This window comes from Roseovarius halophilus (ex Wu et al. 2025), from assembly GCF_047086965.1.
On record NZ_JBKOTX010000242.1, the window covers coordinates 1 to 7,106 of the forward strand.

At 60.6% G+C, this 7,106-nt stretch carries 8 protein-coding genes and 2 pseudogenes; 3 read left to right on the forward strand and 7 right to left on the reverse strand.

Annotation, left to right across the window (positions count from 1 at the left end; genetic code table 11):
• Window positions 1-401: 401 nt before the first annotated feature.
• The 3 genes from ACH107_RS28145 to ACH107_RS28155 are packed head-to-tail and all read right to left on the reverse strand — an operon-like array spanning window position 402 to window position 2,055.
• The gene (locus tag ACH107_RS28145; RefSeq protein ID WP_412509035.1) at window positions 402-1,133 is read right to left on the reverse strand and encodes a hypothetical protein; all 732 of its coding nucleotides are present in this window, start codon (window positions 1,131-1,133) and stop codon (window positions 402-404) included.
• Entirely contained in the window at window positions 1,130-1,375 is a 246-nt protein-coding gene (locus ACH107_RS28150; protein WP_412509036.1) for a hypothetical protein, read from the reverse strand. The genes ACH107_RS28145 and ACH107_RS28150 overlap by 4 nt, the downstream gene beginning before the upstream one ends.
• A gap of 2 nt (window positions 1,376-1,377) precedes the next feature.
• Window positions 1,378-2,055, reverse strand: coding sequence for an XRE family transcriptional regulator (locus tag ACH107_RS28155; protein ID WP_412509038.1), 678 nt, complete (start codon window positions 2,053-2,055; stop codon window positions 1,378-1,380).
• A 115-nt stretch (window positions 2,056-2,170) separates the two neighbouring features.
• Between ACH107_RS28155 and ACH107_RS28160 the strand changes: the two genes are divergently transcribed.
• Window positions 2,171-2,593, forward strand: a complete 423-nt coding sequence (locus ACH107_RS28160; protein ID WP_412509039.1) for a hypothetical protein — start codon at window positions 2,171-2,173, stop codon at window positions 2,591-2,593.
• 185 nt (window positions 2,594-2,778) lie between these two features.
• On the opposite strand, the pseudogene ACH107_RS28165 reads toward ACH107_RS28160, so the two are convergent.
• The 3 genes and pseudogenes from ACH107_RS28165 to ACH107_RS28175 all read right to left on the reverse strand — a co-directional run.
• Window positions 2,779-3,285 (reverse strand): annotated as a pseudogene (locus ACH107_RS28165) (recombinase family protein); the annotation flags it as partial.
• On the reverse strand, window positions 3,282-3,779 hold the full coding sequence (locus tag ACH107_RS28170; protein ID WP_412509040.1) for a DUF2924 domain-containing protein: 498 nt from the start codon (window positions 3,777-3,779) through the stop codon (window positions 3,282-3,284). The pseudogene ACH107_RS28165 and the gene ACH107_RS28170, both read right to left, overlap by 4 nt.
• On the reverse strand, window positions 3,776-3,994 hold the full coding sequence (locus ACH107_RS28175) for a hypothetical protein (RefSeq protein WP_412509041.1): 219 nt from the start codon (window positions 3,992-3,994) through the stop codon (window positions 3,776-3,778). Before ACH107_RS28175 ends, ACH107_RS28170 begins: the two co-directional genes overlap by 4 nt.
• A gap of 298 nt (window positions 3,995-4,292) precedes the next feature.
• On the opposite strand from ACH107_RS28175, the gene ACH107_RS28180 reads away from it, so the two are divergent.
• A complete protein-coding gene (locus ACH107_RS28180; RefSeq protein WP_412509043.1) occupies window positions 4,293-5,972 on the forward strand; it encodes a DUF262 domain-containing protein in 1,680 nt (559 codons plus the stop codon).
• Between the two features lie 41 nt (window positions 5,973-6,013).
• Here ACH107_RS28180 and ACH107_RS28185 read toward each other — a convergent pair whose 3' ends face one another.
• Window positions 6,014-6,691: an XRE family transcriptional regulator gene (locus tag ACH107_RS28185; protein ID WP_412509045.1), complete on the reverse strand. Its 678-nt coding sequence runs from the start codon at window positions 6,689-6,691 to the stop codon at window positions 6,014-6,016.
• Between the two features lie 108 nt (window positions 6,692-6,799).
• On the opposite strand from ACH107_RS28185, the pseudogene ACH107_RS28190 reads away from it, so the two are divergent.
• A pseudogene (locus ACH107_RS28190) lies at window positions 6,800-7,106 on the forward strand (hypothetical protein); the annotation flags it as partial.

Consider the following 7,106-nt stretch of genomic DNA (forward strand, 5'->3'; position numbering starts at 1 on the left):
CCCGGCATGGGCCCCGAAAACCGGCGCGACGCCTACGACGTCCATCTCCTCCTGCCGGACGGCTCGACAGAGGTCTTCACGCGCTACGACGCTGCGTGAAGAGGCGCAGTCTTTGATGGCAAGGCTCCGAGCGGCGTGATCGCTCCGAGCCATATTGGGTGAAGGAGGCCCTTGCGTCTGAATCGATCCGTTTATGTTGGCTTTGTCCGCCTCTTACCATTTCGCCAACTTCACGGTGAAGGTCAGCTATCGCAATTTCGACCCAAGGCCTTTTCGGCCGCTCCGGGCTGACTCCAGACAGTTGCCTCGAGCGAAATAGACCTCGCCTCCGAGGCGGACGCCGCGCAAACGATCACGCCAAGGCATGAGCGCAGTGACGGTCGTCACGGTGGGCTGGGCCCTCAATGCCGCGTCGCGCCCTGCACCGCGCCATCGGTGTCCAGCCGCAGCGCCGCGCGCCACAGCGGCGTTTTCACGAACAGCGCATCCTCCATGCGGTAGCTGACCGCGCCGCTCTCCTTATGCAGCAGGCCGGCCCAGCAGAGCGGGCGCAGCACCTGAATATACAGAGCCCCCATGACCGCGTCATACCGTGGGACCGGCCCCGTCTCAGGCTCGCTATAGAGCACGCGCCGGAGATGTGCACCTGTGGCGCCGTCCTCGGCCTCGACGTTCAGCACGTTGAGGAAGATATCCCAGTTGCCGAGAACGGGCGCGTCATTCAAACGTGAAAACCCCGCACGGTCGACGCGAAACAGGAAAGCCGGGACCATGGTGTCGAAGATCCGGCCGGGATGACCGACCAGCGCCCGTCCCGCCTTGGTCAGCCTGAACGCGCCCTTGTAGTGCCGTCCCAGCTTCAGCGTGATCATCAGCTCGTGGAGCACCATGAGCGGCATGAAGTCCGGCTCGTTCAGAACCTTGTTGACGGCGAAGAGGTCGGCCTCGGTGTGGCCGGGCCAATCGAACTCGGCCGCGGCCCAGTGCACGAAGACCCGCTTGAACGCCTTCGACGGCGTGAGAGGGATACCGCCATGCTCCCCCATCCAGGCAAAGGTCCTCTCCAGCCCCCGAACGATCGGCGAGTGCGCAAGCGCGGGGTCGGCGTCGTCGAGTTTGCGCAGCTCGATCATTCCGGCTCGGGCTTCAGGCTGGTGTCCTGCCGCGCAAGATCGGCCATGGCCTTGCTGAACAGATGCCGCGGGATGTTGGCCAGAGCGAAGCGCTTCTTGTCCGATGGAGCCGCATCATGAGGCGCCTCGATCACCAGCTCCACGTGATCGGTGCTGGCATACAGCTCGACCGTGATCTCGGCCTCCTCGAAATCGACCTCGTGACGGCGGCCGTTGTTGCCGCGAATGATGACGTGAGCCACTGCTATATCTCCCTTGCAAACCAGCGGATGCGTCCGACGATGTGCACCTCGTCGGCGGTCCGCTCATACGGACTATAGAATCCGTTGTCGGAAATCACCCGCACCGCGGGCGGGTCGCTGTTGGGGATGTGCTCGAGCCGCTTGGCCACGAGCCCAATGCCGTCGTCCAGCACAAAGATGCCGGGCGGGTTCGGCGCGCGCCGCGTCATGTCCACGAGCACCGTGTCGCCGTCGAGCAGCGTGGGCGCCATGCTGTCGCCTTCCACATGCATGATGCGCAGCTGCGACGGGCTGGCCTTCAGGCTGTTCCGGATCCAGGACCGTCGGAAATGGTAGGCGCGGTCAGCCGTCTCCTCAAACTCCTCGACCACGGCGCCACCCCCCATGGACGGGCGCGGGCTGGCATGCGCGATGGACACGAAAGCTTCATCCGGGTTTTCGATGAAGGGAGACGTGCCTTCTACATTCCTGATCCCGTGGATCAGCCAGTCGCGATCTACCTTCAGCACTCGAGCGACCTCGCCCAGCTTTTCCATACCGGGGCGTGCAGAGCGGCCGCGCAGGATGTCGTAGACGAAGGAGCGATTGACGCCGGCCATCTCGGCGACATGCGCGGGGCTGAGGCCGAGCTGCTGGGCCCGGGCCCTGAGACGGTCGGCAAGGGTATGATGCTCGGCCATGTTGTCCCCAACGAACTGTGGATGGAAATGGATAAAACAGGATTGCTCCTATGAGGTCAAGAAGATAAGAACATAAGGTAAACATGCAATGGTGGAATCGACGGGAGGGCAGGGGATGCACATCGAGAAATCGTATTTCACGCTCCTCGAGATTCTCGAGCGCTGGCAGATCACCGAAGCCGACCTGATCTATCTTGCCGAGAACGATCAGTTGCGGCTGTCGGTGCGGGTGTTCGGTGTGCCGATGGAGTTCGGTGACATCGAGGAGACGCCGGAGGGCGAGGCCTTTCGGGTGCCCTGGGAGCAGAGCCGCTTCAGCGGGCTGCTGGATCTGCATGCCTGCGATGTCTTCCAGCTTTTCCGGTGCGGTGGGCGGCTACGTGCCGCTCGGTTACGACGTGGTCGACCGCAAGCTGATCGTGAACGAGGCCGAGGGCGCCCCCGCCAGCGCGGCGTCGTGAAGCGCACGAACCACCTCGGCCTGGATCGGCCCGAGCTTGTAGTGCGCGCCGTTGCAGCGCACCTCCTGGTAATCTGAAGAGTGGATGAAGGTCGGCGCCTCGGCGTCCTCATCTCCGGCCGCGAACCCGGTCGCGACCTCGAAACGATCCCGTTCCTGGCGTCTCAGCAACAAGTCACCGATCAGAACGAAGACAGGCTCTGCCTCGCCCCAGGTGCTGGCATAATGGGCCCGCGGCGTCCGGAACGCGCGCGCGTGGAGCTCATCCACATGCCTTTCTTCTTCGAGGCGGCGACCTTGTCGCGGATGCGCTCGCCGATCACCTCGCGCTCGAACTGGGCGAAGCTGAGCAGGATGTTCAGCGTCAGCCGTCCCATGGACGTGGTCGTGTTGAACGACTGCGTGACGGACACGAAGGTCACGCCATGGCGGTCGAAGATCTCGACCAGCTTGGAGAAATCCATCAACGCGCGGCTGAGGCGGTCGATCTTGTAGACCACGACCACGTCGATCAGGCCGTCCTCGACATCGGTAATCAGCTGTTTCAGCGCGGGGCGGCCCAGCGTGCCGCCCGAGACGCCGCCATCGTCGTAGCGCTCGCGCAGGCACGCCCATCCCTCGGCGCGCTGGCTGGCGATGTAGGCCTCGCAGGCCTCCCGCTGCGCGTCGAGGCTGTTGAACTCCATGTCGAGTCCTTCCTCGCTAGACTTGCGGGTGTAGATGGCACAGCGCAGGCGGCGCGCCGGTTCGGTCTGGGACTTTCTGGTCATCGGGCGCCTCCCGTGTGGTCGAGCCCGAAGAACCGCCAGCCATTCCAGTGCGCGCCGGTGATCGCGCGCACGGCGGCCGAGAGCGACTTGAAGCGGCGGCCCTGCCATTCGAAGCCGTCCGTCAGAACGGTAACCATGTGCTCCTTGCCACCCCACTCGCGGACCAGCTTCGTGCCGGGCGCCGGCTTGCGCGGATCCGCCAGCATGCCGCCCAGCTTGCCGTTCGTGACCTCGTCGGCCAGCGCATCGAGCGTGCGGCGCGTCTCCCGGCGCAGCCCGCCATGGGCCAGTTCCTGGATGCGGTAGCCGAGCCGAAGCTCGAGGTTGCCGCGGCTGGCGTTCGGCGCGCGCTCCCCGAAGATGGCCTGCCATTTCTCCTGCAGTTCGGGCACTGTCATGGCCTTCAACGCCGCCAGTTCGGCCATGACGTCGATCCTCTCCGCCTGGCGCGCGGGCGCGGCCTTCGCTGCTGATTTCCTTATGTTTTTCCTCATGTGTCGTCTCCAACTCGGTTGCGAACCTGTCTCCGACGACGGCGTCTGAGGGCGAGAATGTCCAGCGAACTGTCTCCGACTAGCGGAGAATTCTCGTTCATTTTCGGTGGGTTGGTGCGCGCGATGGCGCGGGCGAGGATGGCGGCCAGTTCTGCCAGCCGCTCATCAGTCGTGAGCGTGTCAGCGGGCGGCGCGAAGGTGCTGTCATTGGGCATGGGGAGCGAACCTCCTGAGGCGGTTTGCTCCGTGTTCGCCGCGTGCGGCTTATGCAATCAAGGGAAAACAACACCTTGTCGCATCGGGGAGAAGCTGTTCGAAGTAGATCGGGTCCGCGTCGCGTAAGTTTCTACACTGCATGCGCCGGGTACATGCCTCGCATCATCTTGTCTGATCTGCTGCGCTTTTCTTCGTGGGCCTACTCGAATAGACAGTGGCTCGGACCGTATCTCGTGTGACCTTCAGGCGTCCACACGAAGCAACGATTTCTGGAAGCGGGCACCAAAGGCGTAACTGATGAAGCAAACGATCAAGGCAGAAGAGCAGGAACTCAAGCGGATTTTCAGCGACGATTATCTCTTCGAAATACCGGCTTACCAGCGACCTTACTCGTGGACGACAGAGCAAACATCAGAGCTCCTTGACGATTTGATGGTAGCCATGGGCAGCGGCGACGCAATGGAGGAAGTTTCTCCATATTTTCTGGGAAGCATTGTACTTATCAAGGATCCAAATAAGGCGCTCGCAAAAGTTGTGGATGGGCAGCAGCGACTCACTACGTTGACAATTCTTTTTTGCGTACTGCGGGAGCTGTCCAATGAAACTGGCTCTCGCAGCAGTCTTGATAAATATGTCTGTGAGAAAGGAGATAAATTTGCCGGTAGCGAAGATCGCTTCCGCCTAAGCCTGAGAGAGCGAGATCGAGAATTCTTTCGGGAAAAAGTGCAGGCCGATGGTAGACTCCCGGCTCTTCTAAAGCAAGACAAGGCCACACTAACGGATAGCCAGCAGAGAATTCATGAAAATGCTAATTATCTCTGGCTGCAGCTGTCGAAGCTAGATCAAGTCTCACAAGATCGGCTGACGATGTTCTTGGTTCAGCGCTGTTATCTTGTTGTCGTGGCGGCATCAGATCAGAACTCTGCTTATCGAATTTTCTCTGTAATGAATGATCGCGGTCTAGACTTATCTCCGACTGATATTTTGAAGGCGGACATAATTGGCGCAATGCCCGAAACCATCAGAGGCTCCTACACGGATCAATGGGAAGAGATTGAGGAGGAGCTGGGAAGAGAAGACTTCAAGGACCTCTTTGCTCACATTCGAATGGTATATGTGAAGAGCAAGGCACGAGGTAATTTGAACCAAGAGTTCCGTGACGGCGTTCTCAGCAGGGTCAATGGCCGGAAGTTCATCGATGAGGTGCTGACACCCTTTGCGGAGGTCTATCAGGTGGTGTCGCGCGCCGCCTTTGAGAGCACCCGCGATGCCGACAAGGTCAATTCTTACCTGATACACCTTAGCCGGCTGGATAACTACGATTGGGTGCCTCCCGCAATTGCGTTCTTCAATTCGAATCGTGACGAACAACCTGCTCTTGAACAGTTCGTGCGAGATCTTGAACGCCTCGCCTACGGCCTCTTCATTCTAAGAGCGAACATCAATGATCGCATTAATCGGTATGGGGCTGTCCTGCGGTCAATAGAGAATCGCGACGATCTCTTTGATGAGCTGTCGCCGCTGCAACTTACGCCAGACGAGAAGAGTGACATTCTGTCAGCTCTTGGTGGGCCAATCTATCTGCAAACACGCGTTCGAATGCCTTTGCTTCTGCGCGTTGACAGTTTGCTTGCAGATCAGGGGGCCACCTATGAGCACAAGGTACTCAGCATTGAGCATGTATTGCCGCAGAACCCTGCTGCTGACTCAACTTGGCTGAAATGGTTCCCCGATGCAGACGAGCGAGAACTTTGGACCCATCGCCTCGCCAACCTGGTACTGCTCTCACGGCAAAAGAACACCCAGGCACAGAACTATGATTTTGAGCGAAAAAAGAAGGAATATTTCCAGAAGAAGGGTGTAGCAACATTTGCTACAACTTCACAGGTGCTCAGCGAGCCTGAATGGAATGCGAAGGTTCTCGAAGATCGGCAGTCGACTCTTCTTGGAAAGCTCAAATCAGAATGGCGCCTCTGACGGGCCGTTCGCGTACATTATTTGATGGAGGGAGCAACGCCTCAGATTTCCCGCGCGAACCAACGGATGCGGCCGACGATATGGATCTCGTCGGCCGTTCGCTCGTAGGGGCTGTAGAAGCCGTTGTCCGAGATGACACGCACCGCGGGCGGGTCGCTGTTCGGGATGTGCTCGAGCCGCTTGGCCACCAGCCCCATGCCGTCGTCCAGCACGAAGATGCCGGGCGGGTTCGGCGCGCGGCGAGCCATGTCGACAAGCACCGTGTCGCCGTCGAGCAGCGTGGGCGCCATGCTGTCGCCTTCCACATGCATGATCCGCAGCTGGGACGGGCTCGCCTTGAGGCTGTGCCGGATCCAGGACCGGCGGAAGTGGTAGGCGCGACCGGCGGGATCGTCTTGCTCCTGAACCACGGCGCCGCCCCCCATCGACGGGCGGGGGCAGGCATGCGCGATCGAGACGAAGGCCTCGTCCGGGTTCTCGATGAAGGGGGGTGTGCCCTCGACATCGCCGATGCCGTGGATCAGCCAGTCGCGGTCGACCTTCAGCACGCGCGCGACCTCGGCCAACCGGTCGATGCCGGGGCGGGATGATCGTCCGCGCAGAATGTCGTAGACGAAGGAGCGGTTCACGCCGGCCATCTCGGCGACGTGGGCGGGGCTGAGGCCGAGCTGGTTGGCCCGGGCCCTGAGACGGTCGGCAAGCGTGTGATGCTCGTTCATGTTTCCCCACCCATCTGTGGATGAAATAGGATAAAATTGGATTGATCGACGGCCGTCAAGCAAATAAGAACGGAAGGTAAACATCAAGCATGGGAATCGGAGGGGCGCGTGCACATCGACAAGCTGTATTTCACGCTCCCCGTGGTGCTCGAGCGCTGGCGGATCTCCGAGACGGACCTCGTCTACCTGGCCGAGAACGACAAGCTCCGGCTGTCGGTGCGCGTCTTCGGCGAGCCGATCGAGTTCGGCGACTACGAGGAAGGCCAGGACGGCGAGCGGTTCCGCGTGCCGTGGGAGCAGAAGCCCTTCAGCGGTCTGAACCGTCCCGGGTTTCCGAGAGGCTTTTCTGTTCAAAACCTACGCGGCGTTTTCAAGAGCATTCATCTCTGCATGGAACTCATCCTCCACTTCCTGC

Excerpts from the sequence above, each read along its gene's own strand:
- ACH107_RS28180 (WP_412509043.1), top strand. The coding sequence starts at position 4,293 with ATGAAGCAAACGATCAAGGCAGAAGAGCAGGAACTCAAGCGGATTTTC.
- ACH107_RS28170 (WP_412509040.1), bottom strand. The coding sequence starts at position 3,779 with ATGAGGAAAAACATAAGGAAATCAGCAGCGAAGGCCGCGCCCGCGCGC.
- ACH107_RS28160 (WP_412509039.1), top strand. The coding sequence starts at position 2,171 with ATGCACATCGAGAAATCGTATTTCACGCTCCTCGAGATTCTCGAGCGC.
- ACH107_RS28185 (WP_412509045.1), bottom strand. The coding sequence starts at position 6,691 with ATGAACGAGCATCACACGCTTGCCGACCGTCTCAGGGCCCGGGCCAAC.
- ACH107_RS28175 (WP_412509041.1), bottom strand. The coding sequence starts at position 3,994 with ATGCCCAATGACAGCACCTTCGCGCCGCCCGCTGACACGCTCACGACT.
- ACH107_RS28155 (WP_412509038.1), bottom strand. The coding sequence starts at position 2,055 with ATGGCCGAGCATCATACCCTTGCCGACCGTCTCAGGGCCCGGGCCCAG.
- ACH107_RS28145 (WP_412509035.1), bottom strand. The coding sequence starts at position 1,133 with ATGATCGAGCTGCGCAAACTCGACGACGCCGACCCCGCGCTTGCGCAC.